This is a genomic window from Virgibacillus salinus, from assembly GCF_900102415.1.
GTDB classification, from domain to species: Bacteria; Bacillota; Bacilli; order Bacillales; family Amphibacillaceae; genus Lentibacillus; species Lentibacillus subterraneus.
Window position 1 is genome coordinate 1,357,167 of the sequence record NZ_FNKD01000001.1, and the last position, 24,763, is coordinate 1,381,929.

Annotated in this window: 29 protein-coding genes; 22 read left to right on the plus strand and 7 right to left on the minus strand. The window is 35.9% G+C overall.

Going from position 1 to position 24,763, the window contains the following annotated elements:
• Positions 1–10 precede the first annotated feature (10 nt).
• Positions 11–979, minus strand: coding sequence for a M23 family metallopeptidase (locus tag BLS02_RS06380; protein ID WP_092492107.1), 969 nt, complete (start codon positions 977–979; stop codon positions 11–13).
• Positions 980–1,025: 46 nt separating this feature from the next.
• Positions 1,026–1,583, minus strand: coding sequence for a YhcN/YlaJ family sporulation lipoprotein (locus tag BLS02_RS06385; protein WP_092492108.1), 558 nt, complete (start codon positions 1,581–1,583; stop codon positions 1,026–1,028).
• Between the two features lie 140 nt (positions 1,584–1,723).
• Between BLS02_RS06385 and BLS02_RS06390 the strand changes: the two genes are divergently transcribed.
• Positions 1,724–1,996, plus strand: coding sequence for a YutD family protein (locus BLS02_RS06390; protein WP_092492109.1), 273 nt, complete (start codon positions 1,724–1,726; stop codon positions 1,994–1,996).
• Between the two features lie 23 nt (positions 1,997–2,019).
• On the opposite strand, the gene BLS02_RS06395 is transcribed toward BLS02_RS06390, so the two are convergent.
• Entirely contained in the window at positions 2,020–2,301 is a 282-nt protein-coding gene (locus BLS02_RS06395; RefSeq protein ID WP_092492110.1) for a hypothetical protein, read from the minus strand.
• 390 nt (positions 2,302–2,691) lie between these two features.
• Here BLS02_RS06395 and BLS02_RS06400 point away from each other — a divergent pair, with 390 nt between their 5' ends.
• The 14 genes from BLS02_RS06400 to BLS02_RS06465 all read left to right on the plus strand — a co-directional run bounded on the left by BLS02_RS06400 (position 2,692) and on the right by BLS02_RS06465 (position 14,849).
• Positions 2,692–3,429: an SAF domain-containing protein gene (locus BLS02_RS06400; RefSeq protein ID WP_092492111.1), complete on the plus strand. Its 738-nt coding sequence runs from the start codon at positions 2,692–2,694 to the stop codon at positions 3,427–3,429.
• A 41-nt stretch (positions 3,430–3,470) separates the two neighbouring features.
• Positions 3,471–4,604 carry a CpaE/TadZ family protein gene (locus BLS02_RS06405; protein WP_092492112.1) on the plus strand — a complete coding sequence of 378 codons (1,134 nt, stop codon included), beginning with the start codon at positions 3,471–3,473 and terminating at the stop codon, positions 4,602–4,604.
• A gap of 20 nt (positions 4,605–4,624) precedes the next feature.
• Entirely contained in the window at positions 4,625–5,995 is a 1,371-nt protein-coding gene (locus BLS02_RS06410) for a TadA family conjugal transfer-associated ATPase (RefSeq protein ID WP_092492113.1), read from the plus strand.
• The gene (locus BLS02_RS06415) at positions 5,967–6,896 is read left to right on the plus strand and encodes a type II secretion system F family protein (RefSeq protein ID WP_092492114.1); all 930 of its coding nucleotides are present in this window, start codon (positions 5,967–5,969) and stop codon (positions 6,894–6,896) included. The genes BLS02_RS06410 and BLS02_RS06415 overlap by 29 nt, the downstream gene beginning before the upstream one ends.
• A gap of 3 nt (positions 6,897–6,899) precedes the next feature.
• Entirely contained in the window at positions 6,900–7,835 is a 936-nt protein-coding gene (locus tag BLS02_RS06420) for a type II secretion system F family protein (RefSeq protein ID WP_092492115.1), read from the plus strand.
• Between the two features lie 18 nt (positions 7,836–7,853).
• A complete protein-coding gene (locus BLS02_RS06425; protein ID WP_092492116.1) occupies positions 7,854–8,075 on the plus strand; it encodes a hypothetical protein in 222 nt (73 codons plus the stop codon).
• Between the two features lie 52 nt (positions 8,076–8,127).
• A complete protein-coding gene (locus tag BLS02_RS06430; RefSeq protein WP_092492117.1) occupies positions 8,128–9,552 on the plus strand; it encodes a vWA domain-containing protein in 1,425 nt (474 codons plus the stop codon).
• A gap of 34 nt (positions 9,553–9,586) precedes the next feature.
• Positions 9,587–10,903, plus strand: a complete 1,317-nt coding sequence (locus BLS02_RS06435) for a hypothetical protein (RefSeq protein ID WP_092492118.1) — start codon at positions 9,587–9,589, stop codon at positions 10,901–10,903.
• An 81-nt stretch (positions 10,904–10,984) separates the two neighbouring features.
• The gene (locus BLS02_RS06440) at positions 10,985–11,809 is read left to right on the plus strand and encodes a hypothetical protein (protein ID WP_092492119.1); all 825 of its coding nucleotides are present in this window, start codon (positions 10,985–10,987) and stop codon (positions 11,807–11,809) included.
• A gap of 63 nt (positions 11,810–11,872) precedes the next feature.
• Positions 11,873–12,598, plus strand: a complete 726-nt coding sequence (locus BLS02_RS06445; protein ID WP_092492120.1) for a hypothetical protein — start codon at positions 11,873–11,875, stop codon at positions 12,596–12,598.
• Between the two features lie 369 nt (positions 12,599–12,967).
• A complete protein-coding gene (locus tag BLS02_RS06450; protein WP_245736035.1) occupies positions 12,968–13,372 on the plus strand; it encodes a TadE/TadG family type IV pilus assembly protein in 405 nt (134 codons plus the stop codon).
• Positions 13,369–14,037 carry a pilus assembly protein TadG-related protein gene (locus BLS02_RS06455; protein WP_139180772.1) on the plus strand — a complete coding sequence of 223 codons (669 nt, stop codon included), beginning with the start codon at positions 13,369–13,371 and terminating at the stop codon, positions 14,035–14,037. The genes BLS02_RS06450 and BLS02_RS06455 overlap by 4 nt, the downstream gene beginning before the upstream one ends.
• Positions 14,038–14,075: 38 nt before the next feature.
• On the plus strand, positions 14,076–14,582 hold the full coding sequence (locus BLS02_RS06460) for a hypothetical protein (protein WP_092492122.1): 507 nt from the start codon (positions 14,076–14,078) through the stop codon (positions 14,580–14,582).
• Positions 14,583–14,639: 57 nt separating this feature from the next.
• Positions 14,640–14,849 carry a hypothetical protein gene (locus BLS02_RS06465; protein WP_092492123.1) on the plus strand — a complete coding sequence of 70 codons (210 nt, stop codon included), beginning with the start codon at positions 14,640–14,642 and terminating at the stop codon, positions 14,847–14,849.
• 1,507 nt (positions 14,850–16,356) lie between these two features.
• Here BLS02_RS06465 and BLS02_RS06480 read toward each other — a convergent pair.
• Entirely contained in the window at positions 16,357–16,626 is a 270-nt protein-coding gene (locus BLS02_RS06480) for an SAV0927 family protein (protein WP_092492126.1), read from the minus strand.
• 262 nt (positions 16,627–16,888) lie between these two features.
• On the opposite strand from BLS02_RS06480, the gene BLS02_RS06485 reads away from it, so the two are divergent.
• Both BLS02_RS06485 and BLS02_RS06490 read left to right on the plus strand, forming a co-directional pair.
• Entirely contained in the window at positions 16,889–17,326 is a 438-nt protein-coding gene (locus BLS02_RS06485; RefSeq protein WP_092492127.1) for a DUF86 domain-containing protein, read from the plus strand.
• A gap of 18 nt (positions 17,327–17,344) precedes the next feature.
• Positions 17,345–18,115 (plus strand): TIGR01457 family HAD-type hydrolase, encoded by a 771-nt coding sequence (locus BLS02_RS06490; RefSeq protein WP_092492128.1) that lies wholly within the window; start codon positions 17,345–17,347, stop codon positions 18,113–18,115.
• Positions 18,116–18,163: 48 nt separating this feature from the next.
• Here the strand turns inward: BLS02_RS06490 and BLS02_RS06495 are convergent, their stop codons facing one another.
• Positions 18,164–18,676: a phosphatidylglycerophosphatase A family protein gene (locus BLS02_RS06495; protein WP_092492129.1), complete on the minus strand. Its 513-nt coding sequence runs from the start codon at positions 18,674–18,676 to the stop codon at positions 18,164–18,166.
• Between the two features lie 86 nt (positions 18,677–18,762).
• Here BLS02_RS06495 and BLS02_RS06500 point away from each other — a divergent pair, with 86 nt between their 5' ends.
• Positions 18,763–19,731: a protein kinase family protein gene (locus BLS02_RS06500; protein ID WP_092492130.1), complete on the plus strand. Its 969-nt coding sequence runs from the start codon at positions 18,763–18,765 to the stop codon at positions 19,729–19,731.
• 23 nt (positions 19,732–19,754) lie between these two features.
• Positions 19,755–20,726: a 2-hydroxyacid dehydrogenase gene (locus tag BLS02_RS06505; protein ID WP_092492131.1), complete on the plus strand. Its 972-nt coding sequence runs from the start codon at positions 19,755–19,757 to the stop codon at positions 20,724–20,726.
• Positions 20,727–20,767: 41 nt separating this feature from the next.
• Here BLS02_RS06505 and BLS02_RS06510 read toward each other — a convergent pair whose 3' ends face one another.
• On the minus strand, positions 20,768–21,019 hold the full coding sequence (locus BLS02_RS06510; RefSeq protein WP_245736036.1) for a NifU family protein: 252 nt from the start codon (positions 21,017–21,019) through the stop codon (positions 20,768–20,770).
• 121 nt (positions 21,020–21,140) lie between these two features.
• Here BLS02_RS06510 and BLS02_RS06515 point away from each other — a divergent pair, with 121 nt between their 5' ends.
• The 3 genes from BLS02_RS06515 (at position 21,141) to BLS02_RS06525 (ending at position 22,787) form a co-directional block, all read left to right on the plus strand.
• Positions 21,141–21,467, plus strand: coding sequence for a YuzD family protein (locus BLS02_RS06515; protein WP_092492133.1), 327 nt, complete (start codon positions 21,141–21,143; stop codon positions 21,465–21,467).
• Between the two features lie 22 nt (positions 21,468–21,489).
• The gene (gene dapF, locus BLS02_RS06520) at positions 21,490–22,353 is read left to right on the plus strand and encodes a diaminopimelate epimerase (protein WP_092492134.1); all 864 of its coding nucleotides are present in this window, start codon (positions 21,490–21,492) and stop codon (positions 22,351–22,353) included.
• Positions 22,354–22,430: 77 nt separating this feature from the next.
• The gene (locus BLS02_RS06525; RefSeq protein WP_092492135.1) at positions 22,431–22,787 is read left to right on the plus strand and encodes a HesB/IscA family protein; all 357 of its coding nucleotides are present in this window, start codon (positions 22,431–22,433) and stop codon (positions 22,785–22,787) included.
• Between the two features lie 740 nt (positions 22,788–23,527).
• On the opposite strand, the gene BLS02_RS06530 is transcribed toward BLS02_RS06525, so the two are convergent.
• Positions 23,528–24,511: an NAD(P)/FAD-dependent oxidoreductase gene (locus BLS02_RS06530; RefSeq protein ID WP_092492136.1), complete on the minus strand. Its 984-nt coding sequence runs from the start codon at positions 24,509–24,511 to the stop codon at positions 23,528–23,530.
• Positions 24,512–24,763 lie beyond the last annotated feature (252 nt).

A 24,763-nucleotide genomic window follows, 5' to 3' on the forward strand; every position in this document is an offset into this window, starting at 1 on the left:
ACAACTTATCTTAGTCTTTATCTTTCGCCATTTTTTCCCATTTACGTAAGTATGGATATGGATCAAATGACCACTCGCTATGTCCATTATCTTTATACATTCCGTAGTGCAAATGTGGTGGGAATTTACCTGAGGTTCCAGGTGGGCCATATCCAGTCGATCCAACACTTCCAAGAACATCTCCAGGTTGCACTACCTGTCCTACCTTAATATCATCCTCATAACCGCTTAAATGACCATAGTAGTGATAAATATTATATATATCACGAATCCCGATTCTCCACCCACCATATAGATTCCAACCTTTTAATTCGACAACTCCGTATGTGGTGGATTTAACAGGGGTTCCGTATCCAGCAAAAATATCAGTGCCTTCGTGGATTCGTAAGCCACCAAAACCCCGTCTGTTTCCCCATGTACTTCGGTAACTGTAGTTGTGGTTTAATGAAACAGGAAAATCACGGTCTGTCAGGTTAATGCTCTTGAATTTTCGAAATACTTTAGCTGTATTCATAATAGTTTTAACAGTAAGGTCTCGTTTATAGTAATTCCAAAGAGCAATTTTCACTTCATCTTTAGCTGGTCCGTATTCCAAAATTATATTTGCCATTGTAAAGAGAACGTCCTCAGACTGTTTTGGATCAGCTTTATTATCGCCATTTCCATCTTTTCCATCACCGTGAAAAAATTGTATAATATCTTCATCTTGAATCAAGGAACTATTTCCAAGACCATACCAGAGTTCATTTGGGATTGTTATTGATACTACCTTTTCATCGGCTTCGTCTTTCTTGCTGTTTCGTTCATATTGATCAATTGCTGCTATATAATACCAGGGTACTTGTGTTAACGCCTCGGTTTTTTTGTATAATGCCATACGTTCATCGTATAACTGCTCTTTCGCCAGTACCTCTTGTCCTCCATAATATAATCCAATAATTAAAATTGGAACTAGTAGCGTATAAAGTTTTACTGACATAGACGGTTCACCTCCTCAGTTCTCCACTATAGAGATCAGTAGTTGTTTATTCTTCCATACCCTGTGGTGATTTCTTCATTTCATTAATTATCCGGTTGATCGTATTGTCATAATCATTTTCCTGAACACTTGAATTATGGAGACTTTGAATATCCTGCATCAGTAACTCATTATCAGATACATAAACCTCGAAGTACCCAGGCATTGCAGAAACAGCTGATTTTTTAGCCATATCCGCAGCTTTGGTGGAATCCATTTCCTCATTTTTAGAATACGCGATAAGAACTTCTTCATCAGTAACTAAAGTAGCGACTTCTTCAAATCCATCATTACGCAATATGATCCGAGTAATCATATTGGCCATTTTTGTTCGATCGATGGTGACAGAATTATATTTTTCAGGATCATTGTTCAATTGATCTTTCGTGTATCGAACATACCCTAATTTGTTATCTCCAGCAGGGTTATCTGGTTGGTTTTCCTGAGAAGGATCAAGCTCATCCACTATTTGCTGTTGTTCATCTTCTGTTGCATTGTCTGTATTTGCACATCCGGCAAGTGTGACAGTTACAATTAATAATGATAGAAAAAGTGTCTTGTTCATAATTTTCCTCCTAAAGTAATTTCACATGACCTTAGTTTGTTGTATTGTGATGAATTCATTCATTAAATTATTGTGAAAATTGGTGGTTGTTAATTGCTTTGATGTGATAAACTATAGTCAGCACAAGAGGGGTGACTTAATTGATTGAAATTCAAGGAAAAAAATACGAAATTATAGAAAATATAAAAGATGCTTACCAAGAGGAAAAATTTAATGAACGATTTTCTGACATATTATCAAAATACGACTTTATTGTTGGGGACTGGGGATATGAGCAACTCCGACTTAAGGGCTTTTATGATGACCAAAACTCAAAAGCAGCATTTGATACAAAAATAAGTACGTTGGATGACTATTTGTACGAGTATTGTAATTTTGGCTGTGCTTATTTTATTATAAAAAAAATTGATTAAGAAAAGCAGTAGTTCTCTTTGAACTACTGCTTTTCTTCTTCTGGGTGAACATCGCCTGGTTCATCATGAATAGGATGCGCACCAGACGCTTGTCTTGGCAAATCATCATGGCGCTCTTTATCAGGATAAACAAACGCACTTTGACGGCGTTGACCCTTTTCCCAGGGTGTCGACTTACTAAAAACTGGTTCCTCATCATTAATAGCCGATCCAAAAGGTCCTTCAGGAAACTCTTCAGGTATTAAGTTATTCTGACTATTTACATTTGAAAAATTACTATACTTCTTCTTATCTCTTTTTGACACGCAACATCATCCTTTCTTTATTAATTTCTACAACTAGCACAAAAATATCATGTTAATTTCATCCAATATAAATGGTTAATTTCGACTATGAAAATATTTTGAATTTAAGATAAAGGACAATTATTTAATAATTTGAAAAAATAAATAATAGTACCTAATTAATTAACATTTATTTACATTTAATTGATTTTCTTAGGTAATTATACTTATTACTCGTTTAATCGTTTATTAAATGTTGGAAATTTTTACTAATTTTGTAGGCATTAATTACTCAGTAGTAACGCTTATTATTTGTAACAATATTGACACAATTGGTATTTATGTAATGATGTATTGTATATATTACTTATGTTTAATCGTATATATTGAAGAGAGAAAGAGGGTCAATAAATGCTTGAATCGAAACGGAAGGCAATTATATTTTTTCTGATCGCACTTGTATTAGCATTAGTTTCTGGATTTCTTGTATTAAAAAAAGTTCAAGCCTTAAACAGTAACCTTGGAACCATTGTGGAGGTTTATGTTGCTAACAACGATATTCCTTCAAGATCAATGATTAAGCCAGAAGATATTACTACAGACGAGATACCAAAGAAATATTTACGTGATGAACATATTACGAATATTGAATCATTGAAAAATATAGTGTCAGTTGTACCACTGTCATCTGGAGAAATTATTACTAAAAGTATATTGAAAAAAACTTCAACAATCACGGAAACAGATAATCGGTTGATAACATTGTTGAATTCTTCCGAAAAGATTTTTTTTGACCAAGAGTTATTTGCGCTGGATCGTGTGGATATTATCATTTCAAACAGCTTTGGAGAAGAGCCGCTAACTGAGGTTTTCATGAAAGACGTAAAAGTTGCCAGGGTGGCGACCCAAAAAAAGGAATTTTCTGGCGTGCAGTTAGAGATTCCTTTTGAAAAGGTACCGGAACTCATACATATGCAAAATTATGCCGATAGCCTAAGAATTGTGAAATCAAATGTTGGCCAAATGCAAAAGCAAGCAGATAAAGAAGAAGCTGAGGCTGAAAACAAACAAGTAATAGAGGAAGTACCGGAGAAGGATAAAGAAAAGAAAGAAAATGCAGAAAAAGAAAAAAAGGATAATAAAGAATAAGAAAAGAATAGTGTATTTATTTCAGTATTTGGAGGAAGAGGATGGCTAAAGTAAATGATATTTATGTTATTGGAAAGAATGAAGAATTGATTTCGGCTTTAGGTGAACATATAAATGAATCATTTCAGGTGCATTTTATAACTGCTACAGATTTAAAAAAATACAACGCACAAATTGTCATTTTGTTAAATAGTAATAATTCAGCCGTCGATGATGCACAGGTTGTGTTATCAGACTCTCCTAATGCATCCATCATATGTTTAAATGATGAAGAGGATTTTGAATTGCTGCGAGGATTAATAAGGCTGGGCATTTCTGATTATTATGTATTTCCCGGTGAGGAGTTGATATTTCAAGAACATCTTGAAATATTAGCAAGAGAAGTGAAACAACGAATTGAAAAGGCTGATGAAACTGAGAGCTTCAAACGCGGTGGAGGTAAGATATTTGCCTTTTATAGCGGAAGCGGGGGAACAGGAAAGTCACTATTAAGTACTACATTTGCGCAGACGTTAAAATTAGAGTCAACAGCAAAAGTATTATTTATCGACTTAAATTTACAATTTGGTGGTGCTGAGACATTTTTGGGCATAGACAGTAATCGATCAATAATCGACTTGCTTCCAGTAATTGATGAATTAAATGAACCACATTTGCGAAACATTGCTGAAAAGGAAGAACACTCCGACTTAAATGTGCTGGTAAGTCCAAGAGACGCCGAGATGGCCGAGAAAATCAATGATGAATTTATTATAAAACTTTTACGAGCCAGTAAACGTAGCTATGATTTTATTATTGTTGATTTACCCAATTGGATTGATGAGCGGGTTTTTACCGTTTTGGAAGAGGCATACCGAATCTATTATGTAATGGATATTGATACAGTAGCTATTAGGGTCTTAAAAGGTGTTGAAAATCTGTTTCATAGATTAGGAATTATAACAGATGATCGACTTGAACTTGTAATGAACTTTAAAGGTAAAGATAAGGAATTGACGAAGAAAGATATGGACCGTTTTGTATCCTACACAATTGCTGCAGAAATTAGAAAGGATATTAAAAATGTTCAGTCATATATTAATCAAGGTGAAACACTGCGTAAGGAGGCACAAGAGAAGAAATTGACTCCTGTTGCTAAAGATATACATAAATGGGTAAATTCGATGTTGAAATAATAAACAGGTGAGGTGGTATCATGTCTCTTTTTCAAAATAAAGGAGAAGCCAATGCACGTAATGATATTGATGCTAGCTTTGTCGCCAATTCCGGATATATAGATGAATTGGTAGAACACTATAAAACCAGACTTTTAACTGAAGTTAACCTGGAACAAATTACTAGTTTAAAAGAGTCAGACAAACGTTTGAAAATTGAACGATATGTTAGTCAGTTTATGGCTGAGGAAAAAGTAGTCATACCAAGACAGGATAAAGAAAAACTTCTTTCCAATCTTATTGATGAAAGTATTGGATTCGGACCGTTGGAACCCCTTTTAAAGGATGATTCCATTACCGAAATTCTGGTAAATAGCCCAAGAGAAGTTTATGTTGAACGAAACGGTAGACTTGAGCGGACGAACGTTTCTTTTAAGGATGAATCCCATGTGCGTCACATTGTTGACCGGGTTGTTGCCCCACTTGGTCGAAGAATTGATGAAAGCTCTCCAATGGTTGATGCTAGATTGCCTGATGGTAGTCGTGTGAACGCAATAATTTCACCAATTAGCCTAGCGGGTACGATAATATCCATTCGTAAGTTCAGAAAAACCCCATTTACTATGGATGATCTAGAAACATACAATACGTTCACAAATAAAATGTCTATCTTCTTGAAGGTATTAGTAGAAACGAAATTAAATGTATTAATCTCTGGTGGAACAGGAAGTGGTAAAACTACTTTGCTAAATGCTTTGGCAAAATCAATCCCACATGGTGAAAGGGTAATAACAATTGAAGATTCTGCAGAACTTAAACTTGACAGATCCAATGTTGTTGGAATGGAATCCCGCCCCCCAAACGTTGAAGGCAGTGGGGAAATAACCATTCGGAACTTGGTCAAAAACTCGTTACGGATGAGGCCCGACCGGATTATTGTTGGAGAGGTTCGTGGAGCAGAGGCATTTGACATGCTCCAAGCAATGAATACTGGTCACGAAGGATCGTTAACAACTGTTCACTCAAACACTCCAATAGATGCAATTAATCGTGTAGAAGGGATGGTAGTTATGGCAGGAATGGATTTACCTACACATATCATTCGCGATTATATTGTCGGAGCATTGGATTATATCGTCCAGGTTCAACGCTTAACTGACGGAACTCGTAAGATCACGAACATATCAGAACTTGAAAAAATAGAAGGTAACAAAATAGAAGTAAGGGACATATTCAGATTTCAACGAACAGGTGTAGACAGTGATGGAAATATAAGGGGTGATTATACACCAACAGGGATAATCCCAAAATGTTTACCACATCTTAAGATCTTTGGAATAGAATTGGAGAGGGATTTCTTCACCCCAAAGGAGGAAGTGGACTATGAACATAGCGGTGTCTATACTTTATAGTTTAGCAGTTTTGTCACTTTTACTGTTTGTGTATTTTTACTTAGGTTATCGCTCCCAAAAGAAAGAATGGAAACAAATAGTAAGACAGTGGTACCCAGAAGAAGAGCGGAAAAGCTTTATTAGTAAATGGGGGGATCGTTTTGATGAACAGGAATCCTCTCAAGCATTACGGAATAAACTGCAAAATGCAAATTTGAAATTGTTGCCTTCGGAGTATTTAGGAATATTGGTTGCTGGCTATATTACATTACTTGTAATGTTTTTTTCCATATTCGGGATGCCATTCCACGTAGCAATGTTACTGCCAATACTATTACTTCTAATAGCAAATTACTTACTATTTTATTTTAGAAAAAATAATTATGAAAAACGATTTAATGAACAACTTGGGGAAATTTGCAGGATTCTTGGAAATGCTGCACGGTCCGGGTTAACAATCAATCAGGGGATTGACATAGCAGCAAGAGAAATTGTAGCACCAGCGGGAGATGAATTCAAACGCATCTCCAATGAGCTGAAGCTGGGTGTCACGATGGAAGCTGCATTTCTTTCCGTACAAAAGAGAAATAAGTCACGTGAATTTAATCTGTTTATTGCAACACTTCTAATACAAAAGCAAACCGGTGGGAACTTAGCATTAACGCTTGACACAATGGCAGATACATTTGAAGAAAGAAAAGTATTAGATCAAGTAATCAAGACAATGACCTCGGAAGAAAAATATATTTCGTTTATTGTTCCTGCACTGCCTGTATTCTTGTTGCTTGTTATGAATAATGTGATTGATGGCTTTATTGATCCATTGTTTTCCGGATTTGGATTAATAATATTAATAATATTTATAGTATCGATTGTTTTATCATTTTTCCTGATACGAAAAATTACGAATATAAAGGTGTAGTATATGGATGCATTAATAATATTATCAATCATAGCTTTTTGGTTCTGTTGCCTTATCGGGATGAAACATTTCTGGTCTTTCATTCAGGAAAAACGTGTTGCATTGGACCATATTTCTGAGGTAACGCATGTTGATCCATTTGAAAAAAAGGTGAAGAAAAAAAACAGAAGAGCAGAGATTTTCAGTCGAGTTACAAATTATGCAGATGACTTTGCTGATTTAGGTCAGCGTATTAACTTTTTTAGTGAAAACCATATGGTGAAAGAATGGCTGAGAAGGTCCGGTAATCCATTACAGTTAACTGTTGCCCGTTTCCAAGGCTTGAAAATATTTTTATTTATTGCAGGTTTTTTTACCGGCATATTAGCAATGATTATTGGGCTGCCATTCTCGCAATATATGATTATATTTAACCCAGTTATTGGTTACTTTATACCTATAATTCTAGTAAGAAGGGAAGCAAAAAAGCGTCAACAACTAATCAGAATGGACTTACCTGACTTCATGGATACGGTAAGTACCAGCCTACAAGCAGGGGTTAGTTTAGACCATGCATTAAGGGAGGTGATTCGATATTTCGATGGTCCAATTCGAGAGGAATTTTCTCGATTTAATCAGGAAATTCATCTTGGTGTTCCTCGGGAGAAAGCATATCGTGAACTATTACAGCGGAATGACAATGAGGAATTCCAATCATTAATCAAAGCATTAATACAAGGGATGGACCTAGGAATACCGATAGCTAAGACGTTTAAGATACAAGCGGATGACTTGAGGCAAATACGACAGGAACAAGTGAAGGAATTGGCAGCTAAAGCATCTCCAAAAGTAACATTAGTGACCACATTTTTAATCGCACCCGTATCCATATTGATGATTGCTGGATTAATGATCATGAATATGTTAATGGGTGAAAATAGTATTTTTAATTTATTTTAAAAATTAGGAGGGATTTAAATGAACTTTATTCAAAAAATTTATGTAAAGGCAATGAACGGGTTTGAGACTTTAAAAAAGGATGAAAGAGGTTCACAGACGTTGGAATGGATTGGAATAGCGGCTGTAATAGTTATAATTGTTGGTGTTGTTTCACAGGCATTTAGTGGTGGAGATTTTGGGACTACACTCGTTCAAAAATTTAGTGATCTAATTAATAAAATTGGCAGCGGCGGTAACTGAGGATATTAATAGATGATCAAAATATAATCGATAAGTAAGGGGACTTTAATTCATGTTAAAGAAGTTTTGCTATGTATTTTCAATCATCGCTGTCCTAATAGTTATTTCAGGTTGCAATGAAAATGAAGAAGAAAACCAAGCGTTGAATGAGGAAGAGAAAGCAACTGAGCAAGAAGAATCAATAACATCTGATAAAGAAAATACTGGCGATAATAATGATTTGACATCACAAGATGATGCTAAAACAGATAACAATGATATTCTGGAACAGGTGAAGCCAATTCCAACGAACATATCTGGATTTATATCTCAACAGCCAGGAATGTTTGCCAATAAGAGTGTCTATGACAATGAAAAAGAAGTCAAAAAACAATTAAAAAAGTTACCGCCTATGAGTGAAAATGCATCTGAAAAAGAGTTGAAAAAATATTTAGCCTATATGTATTGGCTAGTTGCAGAGGATTTGCCGAATCCTAAAGATATGATTAAAAAATGGGAATTTTCTTCATTTGGAAATCCGGATTTACCTGACTCACGTTACCACTTTAAAGAAAATTATAATATCGAAGTTATTCTTGACTCGAGTGGAAGCATGGCTGCAGTTACTACCGTTGGCAAAACCCGTATGGAACTCGCAAAGGAAACTATAAATAACTTTCTTAAGAACATTCCTGAGAAAGCTAACGTATCGTTGCGAGTTTATGGTCATAAAGGGTCTGGTTCCGATGCAGATAAAGATATGTCATGTAGCGCAATTGAGCAGGTATACGGGTTCGCACCATATAATGCCAATAAAATTCAACAAGCTTTGAACAAATTTTCTCCTAAGGGCTGGACACCAATAGCTGCAGCACTCAAGCAATCCAAAGAAGCGCTGAAACAATTTGAAGCTAAGAATAATTCAAACTTAATTTATTTGGTTAGTGATGGTGTAAGCACTTGTGATGGAGACCCGGTAAAAGTTGCTAAATCCCTTTCCAATTCAAACGCGAAACCAGTTATTAATATAATTGGTTACCAGGCAGATGGAAAAGCACAGGAACAATTACAAAAAATGGCTGAAGCGTCAAATGGCGTTTATACAACTGCGAATGATCAAAATGAATTAGAAGAAGAATTCGACCGTGCGGAAGAAGTTTTAGAGTTGTGGAAGGAATGGAAAGAAGATGCATTGCAAGACTTAGATGCAATGAGTGTTAATAACGGTTTTGATATTATGGAACTATCCAACAATTGGCATTTTAGGTCCCTATCACAGGGAAATCATTTATTAGCTACAATAAATTTGGCAGAAGAAGCGGGAATAGTAACTTTTGAACAAGAGCAAAAATTACAAAAAAGGGCTCATAAAGTAAATGATATGGTAAAACAATTGGATGGTGAAATCGAAGAAAACCTAAAGAACATAAGTACGGAAAATATAAAAAAGACTAAGAAATCTATCAACGAAAAGTTTAATAAACAAACTCAGAATTAACACCCAGTGTACATTTTAATAGAATAACGGGGTGATGGAAATTGGTAGATGGATAAAGAAACTATTAGTTTTGTTAACAATAATATTCATCGCCTTCTTTCCTGTAATTACCCCCACCGTCTATGCTGTGAGCTCATGGTCAGGAGACACGTGGGAGGGTAATACGTGGGAAGGTGATACATGGGAGGGTGATACCTGGGAAGGAAATTCTTGGGATGGCTCTGACCTGGAATGGAATGGCAGTACCTGGGATGGTAAGGGTACTGATGGATCAGTTACTGAAGGTTCTGACTGGCTGGGCTATGAATGGACCAGTATACCATGGTATATAGAAGGTTGGTCAGAGGACGGCTTCAACGGTGATGGAACCACAGGAAATCCCTGGTCAGAAGAGGGTTACAATGGTGGTGGCACCACGGGGAACCCCTGGTCAGAAGGCGGGTTCAATGGTGACGGAACAAAAGGTGAGTCGTGGTCGGAAGATGGCTTCAATAGTGATGGAACAAAGGCTGATTCCTGGTCAGGAGAAGGAACCGATGGTAATGGCACATCAGGAGATCAACCTTTTTATGACACAGGTGCATACAAAGTAACCCATTATTTAACGAATGATGTATTAAACTCTTCTGCCAATTTTATTAATAATGGGTTAGACAAAAAATCTGGTCTTGATGGTGCTCCTTTCCGGCCAGGAAAGTTTACTTCCAACTTTTTGCTTAACAGCACGAAATTAGTATTGGGAAACAATGACATAGTAAATGCCGCCGATGCGGGATTTAAGGCATATGATTCGTATGATTCCGTGAAAGCCATTCAGGGTATGGCGAAGAACTTTGGAGACATCCAAAATAATTCTAGTGGAAGAGATGTTCTTTCGAATACTTCTAAAATTGACAAGTATAAAGTATTATTTAAGGACTCTAGCTCTAAATTACTTAAAAACACCGACATATCAGCTATTAAAGGTACATGGAAAAGTATGGGGGCATTGTCTAAATTTAATGCTGGTTTATCAGCTGTGAATACGTTTGTTTCTGCTTATAAAACTGGGGATAGTATTGCGGACTTCGCGTCTTTAAATGACAGTGCGTCAGGAACAGATAAAGTTTCTGCAGGGGCAGATATTGGTGCAAACATAGGGGAAACTCTTATGAGTGCTGGAGGAGTGGCCCTAGCGATACCAGGTGGCCAGGCAATAGGGGCAGGAATAATGGCCGCTGGTGCTGGACTCTATGCTGTGTCAAAAGGGGTTAAACTTGTTGCAAAAAACTGGGATAAAGTTACAAAGGCTGCAGATGCGGTTAAAGATACAGCGAAGAAAGCTTGGGATACTGTGACTGGATGGTTTTAATAAAAGAATAGAGTAATTACTCTATTCTTTTATTAAAAATCAGTTATTCATTAATTATATTATTTAAGCGAGGGGTTAATAATGGAAGTTAATAAAGAAAAACTTTTAAAATGGGCAAAGAAAAACAAGAAAATGTTTGAGAATGAGAATGTAAACGGTCAGGCATATAAGACAAATAATATATTGTTTTATTATGTTTTCTACACAAAAAAATGGGGCTCTGAGCAAAAAGGCTTTTCAATAATATCACCTAACAAATTCAATAAAGATGAAGCTATTAATGCACTAAATGCTCATACGTATTATGCGTTAACTGCGAACAATATAGAGGATTATGGTAGTTTTAGGGCGGGTCTAAACTTTCAACTCCACAGTAAAATGAAAGAATACTTAAAGTCAATATTAGATGATGGCGTTTTAGATAACGAGAAACAAATAAATTATCAACGTGCTTACGATATTATGGATTCAATGTTAAAGCTTCAAGATGAACTGATTGAATTATGGGAGGAGTCAAAACAACTTCTCGATTGTATTAAAGAGAACGGATACTTTACGGATGAGGAAATAGAAAGATTAAAAAAGCTTATTCCCTCCTTTAACCTAATACAATACAAACAATTAAAACCAAGGTATGATTTTCGTAAGGATTTTGATGTTATTTACGAAAACCGTAATAATCTAAAAAAATATGGATCACTCATTCAAAATAGAATGTTAAAGGAAATGAGAAGTGAAGTTTCGGAAGTTGGGTTAGAAAGGTCGCTCAATGAATTGACCAAAAACATTGTGGTGGGAAATGATTATGACTCGGACAATGCACTTTATGATAAGTGGTATAATGCTCTAATTCGGGATATAGATGTCCGCATTGAACAGGATATAAAGCTATTACGTTATCCTTGAGAAGAATAGATATTAAAGATTCGATACTTACATATCATTGTTATAAGTTAGAAGGAGATAACTATGGAAAACCCATTAAAATATACATGGCAACTATATACAGGCAAGTTTGAGAAAATGTTTATGTTGATGATAACAACTACATTCCCATTATTGCTGCTTCATTCCTTCGTAACCAATTATATTTATGCGATAACACCAAGCTATTTGGTGAATTATTCTTATGCGGATATATATTATGGTTTTTTAACTGTACTGTTTTTTTTATATGCTCAGATACCATATATCCGTTATGTGTATAACGAATATGTCGGAAAAGAAGATAGTCTGAAAGATGCATTATATCAATTTCTGGCCAATGGGTTTACCGTATTTATATTTGCTTGTTTGCTATCTTTTTTCTCAACAATAGGATTTATGTTGTTTTTAATTCCTGGATTGATCTTGTTATCTTTATTCTTTCCAGTTACATACCTAAGCATGTTTGACGAAAAGTCTACTTGGAAGTCTTTGAAGGAAGGAATGAGGATTGGTAAAAAGCATTTATTTAAAACCATGGTACTTATTTTATTCACTGGATTGTTGGAAGCTGTAATAGGTGTGACGCTATCCGCACAAATATTTAATATTACATCCTCCTATTCCGCACAAATCATATCGCAAATAGCCTTAAATATAATAGTGTTTCCTTTTGTAATAGTGTATCTAACTTCACTGATTATTAAATGGCGTGAATCGGAGGATGTACTAGAAGTAGACAGTAAGGATACCACTGGATTGCAGGGATGAATATTACCTGCAATAATATTTCTAGGTTAGGAGAGTACCTTGAAGAATCATTAAAATACACTTGGGAAACATATACAGACAAATTTGAAAATTATTATTGCTGCAATCATTTAAGAGTATCAAAATGACTAACCCAGATAATATAAAAAGTTGTAGCCAAAACCGATAGAATTCAAGCAAATACATATAAAGATAGTTTTAGGATATCACAAGATCATTTGCCGCTCAGATGATATTAAGGTTAGTATTCTCTCCACTTGTTATTATACTTCTATCATTTTGCATCATTAAATGGATTCTATGAAAAAGGACCTTCGACATCCGAAACTTTAGGTTCGATCTATATACATATAGGTAGGAGAGTGTAAGATGATGAAACTGTGGAAGAAAAAATTCAGAGATGAAAATGGTTCAGCTACAATTGAATTTTTGGGTATTCTACCGTTAGCTTTACTGTTACTAATGATAATCTGGCAGTTTATCGTAGGAGTGAATGGTGTCCTAATCGCCCAGTCAGCAGCAAATGAGTATGCTACGGTCTATTCCGTTACTCAAAATTCGAATGAAGCACAACAGGCTGCTTCTGAAATTTTATCTTCCACAGGCAATTACTTACAGACGGTTTCTATTAATGGATCAAGTGAAGGTGGCAGGGATTTTTTGGCAAGTGTGAAGGTCAGAATTAACTTAGTTTTTTTACCTGAGGAACTTTTTGGTAATCAAATTCCTTCTATTCCATATTCTACAGCAGCACATGGTAGGGTGATTAAATGATGAAAAAAACCCTTCAAAATGAGGAAGGAAACATTGCACTGTTCGTTCTGGGAATGTTGGGCATTATTATGATTCTTTTAATATTGGTTGTGAATTTAGGGGGAGCTTTAGCTGTTAAAGAAAGTTCTGCAACAACTGTTCAGCAAGCGAGTCTTGCAGGTTCCAGTGTTTTGTACGAAGAGGTACGTCAAATTATCTATGATTATGAAGATGAAACATTGGAAGGAGCGTTGCAGGCCTTTTTTGAAGATATCGAGGAAAAAGTTGGTGTCAGAGCAGATGCTTTAACCTCAAACAGTTCCTATAATGGTTGGACAGCAAATGAAATACACATAGAAGCCTTTGATCAAGTTTTGAAGGATGAGTTGAACAGGTCTGTCGTACGAGAAAAGTTGGAGGACTTACTGCAGTATGAGAACATTGAGTCTAAGGTAATCGATGAAGTTAAAGAAACAATCCTGGAAAATGACGGTGTTCTGGAAGGAGCAAAACTGTATATCCGAGACCATAGAATTTATGTAAGAGCAGCGAATGATATGGAAGCCTTTTCCTATGACGGGTATATGGAAGGTATTAAAGAGAATATTTATCAGGAATCTGCAGGGCCGAAAATTGATTTTATAAATGTGATATGGGATGGAAGGCGTACAGTGCCATTAGATTAATAACCATAATATTTATAACGTGAATGGGAGTTTTGTAATTGAAAATGAAAAAGATCTTTTTCATTACAGGTTTATTCATCATACTCTTGCTCACTGCATGTGCATCTGAGACAGCAAAAGAGTTAGTTGAATATCATAATAGCTATCTGAATAATGTAAACAGTAAAGGTCAAGAGTTAGATAAAATAATAAAAAAGTCATTAAATACCTCAACGCCGACAGAGGCATATCAGTTACAAAAAGAAAAGGCTATGCCTATTGTAAAAGAGGTTGAAGAATATATTAATTCGCAAGACCCTAAAACGGATATAGTGAAAGAATTGCATCAGATGCGTTTGGAACAATTTAAATTGTGGCATGAAGGGATTCAATTAAAGTTTCAAGCAGTAAAGAAAATGGGAAATCAGTCAGTTAGCCAACAGGAAACGAAGGATATCATTGAAGAGTCAAATAGAATATTAAAAGATGCGATGGAATTGGGTAAGAAAGCCGATAATAAATTCCTTGAATCGGCAGATGAACATGGTCTTGAATTAGAGGAATAAAAGTAATGTAATAATCATTTTTATATTATTTTTGCTAGTTGAAAGGGGATGTCGTTTTTGTCTAAATCAGAAAAAAATTGGCGAAGGTTCTATATGATTATGATGATTTTTATTTATTGTTTCTATATACCTATAGAGACATTTGAGTGGATATCCGGTTCAGGAGGCATTCCATATACAGCTCTTGTGTTAGGTTTTGCTATACCATTATTACGTAAAAATCATCTTAATACCATATGGGAAAAAGAAGGGAAAGAGTCATCCTAAATTAGGGGAAAGTTAAACCTTGTTATAGTGATGCAACGTTAAAAGACATAACGATTCTATAAATACACCTTCAAGAAGTTTCTGCTGAGGGTGTATTATGTTTATTAAGGTGAAAATATGGGGTTCTTCAAAGGGGGGTATTTTGAACAGTAAAGTATAAATTATGGAGGACGATTTAAATTTCATTTTTTTCTATAGCTATTCTTATAAGTCTATGGATAATTATGGCGTTACAATGTGAGCCGTTACCAGATGGAGGATAAAAATTGGTATGAACCTATATAAAAAGTAAATTATTTTTAGATTAAAAAAGGGTGAGAGAAACTTGAAAATAAGTGAAGAAGAGACTGCAACTGATCAATTGGCTAGAAATGTATATAAGAGTCCACTTAATCCTGGGATAGTTGGTTTTGGAGTTGTAGCAATACCCCACTGGTCGACCATATATTTTCTAATATGGGGATTAATAATAGCATTACTTGTCTTAAGAGTTTTTTTGGGTATTTAAAGCAAAAACTTCTTGATTACAGGTGGCATGCTTTGACAGGCATCTTTGTTTATGACACAACTGCATTCTTTTCCTTATCACGTGTTGGCGCGTAGTAGGTGAACCTTTATGGTTATTACTTGTTCTAATAGGTGTCTATGTTTTATGTCTAATACTTACACATCATTTTCGGTATGTTGTTGCGGAAGGAGTACTTTCAGCTAGATGGAGGAAAACACTATTCGGGAAAGTGTATTGGACTGTGGCCTTTCTCTTGGTTATCTTTACTGCAGGCGGATCCTATGGATTTTCAAGTTCGCTACAGGTTTTCCAAGGTTATAACACTGCCCTTTTTGTAATAACAGCATGCTTAATACCTTTTGGAATCTTATTTATTGTAGGTTTTCATGGGCTCTGGGTTCGTGTTGAAAATCCGGATTATGGTCTGAATAGTGAAGAAAACCCTAATTAAAGTAAAGGATGATAGAGAAAAAGACAGCATATTAAGAGAAAATATGGTAGTTAAAGTGAGTTGCTGTCTATATGTATGACTTTTTTATATAAAATAATCAGCACTGTCACTGTTAATTTTAATTCAATCTTGAAAAGAGTGATAACTATGAATTATGATGATCCATAGGTTAATAAAGAAGCTAAGAAGCATAAGAAAATTCTTGAATATTTTACGATTAAGCTGACAGGGAGAATACTAATCATTTAGCAATGCTTGGGAAGTCTATACACGAAAGACATTTCTCTACACTGCTTTAATTACTGGGGCAATGTATTTGTTTGCTACGTATGTAGTTCTCTAATTTGTAACTAAGAATTATGTCATAAAGGCTTGATGATTAGCCGAGTTTTCTAATAACTGGCTTTAAACTATAAAAGGATGGTAGTGGAAACTAAACAATGCAAGCAAGAGTGCTTACGACTCTCACTTATCTGTTTAGAATACGTTGTTTTATCTTACAATCCAATAGAAGCATTCCAATTCGTTGAGCAAACAGTGGTTATAAATTATAAAATTTCTTCCAAAAACTCCCGAATCTCATCTGCCTCCATTTGAGTCTCATGAAATATATGCTCAATTTCCCCCTTTTTGTAAAGGTCGTCTTTTCCAAGTAGAGCAAAACGGTTTTTCTGTAAATAAATGACGATATGTTTTTTTGGGTTCTCTTCATGTTGCATGAAGGCAAAGTCATAGCGTTGTAATTTCCCCATAAAGCTTATGTAGCGAACCTCTTTTGTTACTGTTTCATCTTTCAGGTAATCAAACTTATCTCCCATGTTATTTCACCTCGAACAATTTTAGTATTTTTTCGCAGTTAAGAAAGTATTAAATACTTTCTCACTGCATAAGTGCAACTAAGGCTTATCTATATTAAGGCTTGCACTCCAGAGTATAAGGGGTTCTATGAAAGCAAGATACGCTTTCATAAGAATCCCTTTAACGAATGCCAGGTTTACTAATACTATAACATGTATTGGTTATTCAATCATTTTAAATATGGTATAGTTGTATGTAGCAGTATTTTGGGAGGGTGAATTCATGTATTTTGTTGAACGAAAAAAAATTGAAGAGACACTTATATATATGGAAAAATTACTTAACGAAGTTTCCCGCCATAAGTATGAAACATTTATGGAAAAGTTATACTTGGAACGTACTGTACATATGGTAATTGAATCGATACTTGATGTTGGGAATATGATGATCGATGGGTTTATTATGCGTGACCCAGGAAGTTATGAAGACATCATCGATATTCTTGTAGATGAGAAAGTGATGCCTGAAAATGATGAGGCAGGCTTTAAGGAAGTAATTCAATTACGGAAAATCGTAGTAAAAGATTATATTGAAGTAGATCATGCGTTATTGGATCGAACAATTCAGGAAAATAAGGACAAGTTAAATCAGTTCAGTTCTTACATCAGAAATTACTTGGATAATGAGTTAGGCGTTGCAAATGCATTTGCAAAAGAATAGTGAAGAGGTATTAGATAGATGAGAAGATATAAAGGATATTTAATCGATTTGGATGGTACGATGTATCGGGGTAATGAACGGTTTGACGAAGCTGCTGATTTTGTTTCCAAGCTTGATCAATTTGGTATTCCGTATTTATTTTTGACGAATAATTCCTCTAGGACGCAGTTACAAATATCCGATAAATTACAAAGTATGGATATCCGTTCAACTCCTGAACATGTTTTTACATCGAGTATGGCTACAGCGAAATTTATTAAGCAAAAAAAGCATAATGCACGCTGTTTCGTAATTGGAGAAGAAGGACTGTATGATGCTTTACAGCGGGAAGGTCATATTGTTACAGATAAGGATTGTGATTTTGTCGTTTTCGGGATTGATCATGAAATTAACTATGACAAGCTGTCTAAAGCATGTATTGCAGTTCGTGGGGGTGCTGCGTTCATTTCAACAAATAGTGATGTGGCAATTCCCACCGAGCGAGGACTTGAGCCAGGAAATGGGGCTCTAACATCAGTTGTGACTGTTAGTACTGGTAAAGAGCCGATCTTTATCGGAAAACCTGAAGAAATTATCATGGAACAAGCATTAAGTACACTTGGTTTTTCTAAAGACGAAACACTTATGGTTGGTGATAATTATCATACTGATATTCTCGCTGGTATAAATGCTGGTATGGATACATTAATGGTATTTACAGGTGTAACTCCATATAAAGATTATCCACTGCTTGTTAAAAAACCAACCTATTATGTACATAATTTAACCGAATGGATTGACCACATTTAAACACACTTATAACAAACAATAGCCCAGCAAATGCTGGGCTATTGTTTGTTAATCATCAATTAGCTGGTCATCACCAGTGGCATGCGCTAGGCGACTTGATGCTGCAGCGGCAATTGCCCCTACGATATCATCTAAAAATGTATGGCATTCCCCTGTCGATTTATCATTCAATCGTTTTAAAATGCCTGGTTTTTGTTTATCAATATAACCATAATTCGTAAAACCAATGGAACCATATACGTTAACAATGGAAAATGCCACAATCTCATCGATTCCATATAAGCTTTCATCGGTTTCAATTGTTGTTTGAAGTGGCTGGGCAAGCATATTCTGCTCAGCAAGCTTATCCAGTTGTATTCCTGTTAAAACAGCATTCTGCACTTCTCTTTTTGTTAATACACGATCCACGTTATGCAAGCAATCATCCATGCTCAATTCATCATGATATTTTGATTGCAGGTAATACACCAGCTCCGCAATATCTTCTAATGTAACACCACGTTCTGTTAACCATTCTCTTGCTTTTTGTTCCAGTTCACTCTGATTCGTATTTTCATCCATTTAATATCACCTTTTCTTCCGGAAATTTGTTAAGATATTTCTTTTTCAAACATACACTAATAATAGTCATGAAAGGGGAGACCAACATGAGGGATTTACTCGCAACATATTATGGGATTCAAGCAAATGAAAGAACTGTTTGGAATGGGGTAGAAGGACTCAAACATAATAACTTATTTTATTTTACCATTTCTGCTGAACAGAGGGAAATTATACATATGGAGCAGGCAGCACTTGCTTATTATCTATATGAAAATAATTACACCCAAACAGCTATTCCCGTTCCAAATAGGAAGGGCGAGTGGTACACAGAATACCAAAATGAGAATCACATGGTATTTCAATTGGAAGATAATCCTGTTGACAGCAGTGTGGTACATGGAGTATCTCTAGCTCAATTTCATCAAATTGGTTCACGGTATCAATATGAGCCACAGACTATTTCAAGCTATGGTCAATGGAAACAATTATGGATTGATAAGTTAACCGCTTTTGAAAAGCAGATTGAGGTGGATTCAGCTGAATATCCTAATGAATACCACAGACTTTTAGTAGATGCTTTACCATATATAATTGGAGTAAGTGAAAATGCAATCCAGTATATGCAGGAGAGTGAGTATGAATCACGGTTTCATGAAGTTGATCAAGGTACTATTGCCTTCAGAAGATACCATGGAGAGATTGAATCAACCATATGGACTACTGACCTCGTATATGACCACCCTGTTCGTGATTTAGCGGAATATATCAGGTTTAAATTACTGAAGCATGAAGATCCAATGAATGGGATTAAAGATTTTCTGGATGAATATAAACAGGTACGGACACTCTCTATTTTCAGCTGGCGTTTATTGTACGCACGATTACTGTATCCAATTCATTTGTTTGATATTATCGAACGAGGTTTCACAAAACAACAGTATGAGCAACGCTATGATGAGTTGGATGAAATGCTAGAAAATCAGTCTATATACGAGGAGCGGTTAGGTAATCTTTTTGACCATTTAGGTATTGATAGTAAAGAATTACAAATTCCTATGTTACACTGGCTATAAGCTTGATATAGGAGCGGATAATTATGAAAAAGCCAATTATTTATGTAACACGGAAAATTCCGGATGAGATTTTAGTGCCTTATCAGGATTCCCTTGACTTTCGTATGTGGGAGGAAGAGGATATTCCTGTTCCAAGAGATGTGCTCTTAGAAGAGGTAAAGGAAGCTGATGGTGTGTTATGCTTGCTTACTGAAAAAATGGATCGTGAATTATTTGAGAATGCCCCACAGTTAAGAGTTGTTGCAAATATGGCTGTGGGTTATGACAATATTGATTTAGAAGCGGCTCAGGAAAGGAATGTTATCGTTACAAATACACCTGATGTGTTAACCGAAACAACTGCCGATTTAGCTTTTTCTTTATTAACTGCTACGTCACGCAGAATTGTAGAAGCAAATGATTATATTCGTGAAGGCAAGTGGAATCATTGGTCGCCATACTTAATGGCAGGCTCTGATATCCATGGGAAGAAAGTTGGAATCGTTGGAATGGGAAGAATTGGTGAATCTATTGCCAGACGTGCAAAAGGGTTTGGCATGCCAATTATGTACCACAATCGTTCACGAAAGCCTAGTGCTGAAAACGACCTTGGAGCTACCTATATGGACTTTGACGAATTGCTTCGTGAGGCTGATTTTGTTGTTTCAGTTATTCCCTTAACAACTGAGACAAGAAAGCTGTTCAATAAGGACGCTTTCCAGAAAATGAAAACATCTGCTATCTTTATCAACGTGTCACGTGGAGGAGTAGTGGATGAAAAGGCTCTGTATCATGCTCTAAATGAGAATACGATTCATGCTGCCGGCCTGGATGTATTTGAGGAAGAACCGATTGACGCAAATCACCCACTTGTGAAGCTGAACAATGTTGTTTGTTTGCCCCATATCGGATCAGCAAGTGTAGAAACGCGGACTAAAATGCTTCATCTTTGCATGGATAACCTTCTAGCAACCTTTAATGGAGAAGGCCCAATAACACCTGTGAAAAATTCATAAAAAAGCAGACTATCCTCAGTCTGCTTTTAATAAGTTATATTTTAAAATACTTGTTCGATTTCTGTAACACCTGGGACCTCTGCCATTAAAGCACGTTCAATTCCAGCTTTCAACGTGATTGTAGAACTTGGGCAGTTACCGCAAGCACCCATAAGACGAAGAAGTACAATGCCCTCGTTATCAACATCAATTAGCTCCACATCTCCACCATCACGTAGTAAAAATGGGCGTAATTTGTTTAAAACTTCCTGTACTTGCTCTTGCATTATCCATCTTCTCCTTTCTGATATCATTATAAAACGGATTAGGAAAAAAATCTATCCAAAATTTCATTTGTGTATAGTAGATATTTTTATTTTATCTTTTATTAAAGATTTTGTAAAATATAAGTAACTAAGATGTGGAGGTTTCGCAATGGGAAAAAGTATCTTGATATCGGTTTACGGAGCAGAACAGATTTGCGCAAGCTGTGTTGGAGCACCTGGGTCTTTGGACACATATGAATGGCTGCAGGCTGCAATAGGGAGAAAGTATATTGATGATGTCATTGAATATGAATATATTGACATAAATCAGCCTCCTGATGTCGAGAAACATCAGCAATTTGTTGAACGAATTTTTGAAGAAGATTTATTTTATCCAATTGTATTTGTGAATGATGAATTGGTTGCTGAAGGCATTCCAAGACTTAAGACGATATATAGTGAATTAGATAAAAATGGAGCAGTTCTTCAACCATAAATGGAATGAGGTTTGTTTTGACATGGAAATCCCTTTTACGAAAATGCATGGTCTAGGAAATAATTATATTTATATTGATTTATTTAAGTTTACTATTGCGGAGGAGCAACTATCAGGTCTTGCGAAAAGTGTATCAGATGTTTATACAGGGATTGGCTCAGATGGCGTGATTCTGATCCAGCCGAGTGATGCTGCGGATGTTGGCATGCGGATTTTTAACAAGGATGGCTCAGAAGGACAGAGCTGTGGGAATGGATTACGCTGTGTAGCAAAGTATGCATATGAGAATGGGATTATCCAGCGTGAGAAATTTCAAATTGAAACACGTGCCAATACAGTTAAAGCCGAAGTGAATGTGGAAGCAGGTCTGGTACAGGAAGTCACGATTAATATGGGTGAGCCAATATTACGACGACAGGCGATTCCGATGATGGGTGAAGATGCCCCTCAGGTTGTTGCTGAGCCATTTACTGTTGGAGATGAAAAATTGGATGTAACCGCAGTATCAATGGGAAATCCGCATGCAGTATTTTTCGTAAACTCTATAGATACAACGCCATTGTATGAACTCGGACCGGTAATAGAGAAGGACCAACGCTTTCCAGATGGAGTAAATGTAGAATTTATTGAAGTGATTTCTCCAAGAGAGCTTAATTTTCAGGTTTGGGAACGTGGCTCTGGTGTAACACAAGCATGTGGAACGGGGGCATGCGCCTCAGTAGTAGCTGCCGTCTTAAATGGAAGTGTACAGCGAAACGAGGACATTACTGTTCATCTGGCAGGTGGCGATTTAATTATTAAATGGGATGATAAAGGTTCCGTCTGGATGACTGGTGGAGCAGATGTAATCGCAACTGGAACTTATTTTTTAGCCGATAATATTTGAATAGTTTCCTTGTAGTTTGTATACTGGTAGGTAACATATTATATTGATCCGTCTGAATTAATGAGGAGGGAATTAAGATGGCTATTACGGTTACAGATCAAGCAGCAATCCAGGTGAAAGAAATGATGAAAGAAGAAGAAGAGGGTGTCCGTCTGCGATTCGGAATTAAAGGTGGCGGATGCAGTGGACTATCATACTCAATAGGCTTTGATTATGAAGTTAATGAGGAACTTGATATGGTTGACGATATTAATGGCATCCCTGTTGTAATTTATAAACAGGATATACCTATTATAGAAGGAACAACGATAGATTTTAAGCAAAACATGATGGGCGGCGGATTTAGTATCGACAATCCGAATGCAATGGTATCATGCGGCTGTGGATCTTCATTTAAAGCAAAAGAACGGGAAGGTTCACCAGAGAAGTGCTAATTAAAAAGCCAAAGCGCAGGAAATAAGGCGCTTTGGTTTTTTTTATTAGATAAGTATAACTATTTTTCTTGCTGCAAAAGTGTAACTAAGGCAATTGCCTAGTTTTCTAAGAATAGACTTCCTTAATTAAATCAATGCATCATGAAATGCACCCCACCTCAGCGATTACCTCAGTATTTTTAAATTTCCACAAAATTGTCGATATTATGTTGCCACTTATTAGGATTGAGAATCGAATATAGTTACACAAAGTATTATTTTTGAAAAAAATAATACAAACAACATCAAATGTCATATGACCATAAGATAAAAATGACTGCCGTTTTCATATATATATAGGATTTAATCGTCTTGTAGTAGATAATCGCTTGGTAACTACTATTGTCATTGTTGAACGAAAGCAAAAGAATAGCGAGGAAATGCCTGAAACAACTTTAGCGGACATGAGGGACCTTATTTTATGGAAAACAAGCAATATTAAGGTTTAAGCGGACACCAGGTACCTTATTTGCTAAAAGTAGCCCTATTTCATTTGGATATATGTTAAATAAGTGCTCCTGTGTCCGCGTATCCCTCAAAAGGCACTTTTTAACCGAAATAGAGGCTCCTGTGTCCGGTGAGCGAAAATAAAGTCTTCCCAAAATGGAGGGTAGCATTCACTCCAGGATGATGGTTGATCATCTTCAGGATTTTCAAAAAAATAAGCCTAAACACGTTCATAAGGTGTTTAGGCTTATTATTTAAAACATACTTGTTGAGTGCTTTGGCTGAATTCGGGCTTTCGGATCGATATATTGTTTTGCATTGTTTATGGCTGTTGGACCTTCACCGAATCCAGTGGCGATTAGTTTTACTTTGCCTGGATAAGTAGTAATATCTCCGGCACCATATATCCCTGGAATATTGGTTTCCATTTTCGAGTTAACAACGATACTGTTCTTCTCTATTTCCAATCCCCAATCTTTAATTGGACCAAGTGTTGATACAAATCCATAGTTACATAGAACGGAGTCGACATCAATGTCTATTGATTTATCACCTTTTACTTCTTCCAATGTAACTTTGTCAATTTTTTCAGTACCTGTAATAGCTGTTGGAACAAAAGGTGTCAAAATATCAACATTTGAATCCATTAATTTTTCTACACTATGTTCGTGTGCTCTAAATTTGTCACGACGGTGCACCAAACTTACTTTTTTAGCTATTGGTTCAAGCATTAATGCCCAATCGACAGCTGAGTCGCCACCACCCAGCAGCATGACGTTTTGATCTTTATATTGATTCATATCTTTTACATGGTAATGCAAATTGACGCCTTCAAATTGATCACAATCTCCAACGTTTAGGCGACGTGGCTGGAATGCACCATTGCCTGCTGTGATAATGATTGTTTTGGTATAATGGACTTCCTTATCTGAAATCAGCTTGAATGTGTCATCTTCCATACGTTCAATTTCATTTATGGACTGTTCAAGAACAATTGTTGGATCAAACATATTTGCCTGTTCCTCAAGGTTGTCTACCAGGTCTTGTGCACGGATCTTCGGAAAACCTGCAACATCATATATATATTTCTCTGGATACAGGGCAGTTAATTGCCCGCCAGTATGTGGTAAGCTTTCAATTATCTTAACACTAGCTTGTCTCATCCCACCATAAAAGGCAGTAAATAAGCCAGTAGGTCCAGCGCCGATAATTGTTACGTCATATACTTTATCTGACATGGAAATCCCCCATTTATCTTTTTCGTGTATGTGTACCATTCCTATATTATCATAAACAATTATTATATGTGTATTGATGCACACAAGCAAGGATACTTTAACATAGTTTGAAAAATACAATTTTTATAAATAAAAAATAAAGGTTGAAAATTGTCGAAAAAACATCTAATATAATCAATAGATATTTTATATTACAATCGTGTAACAAAAGTTATATAAATGAAATAAACTATTTGCACTTGGCCACAAGCC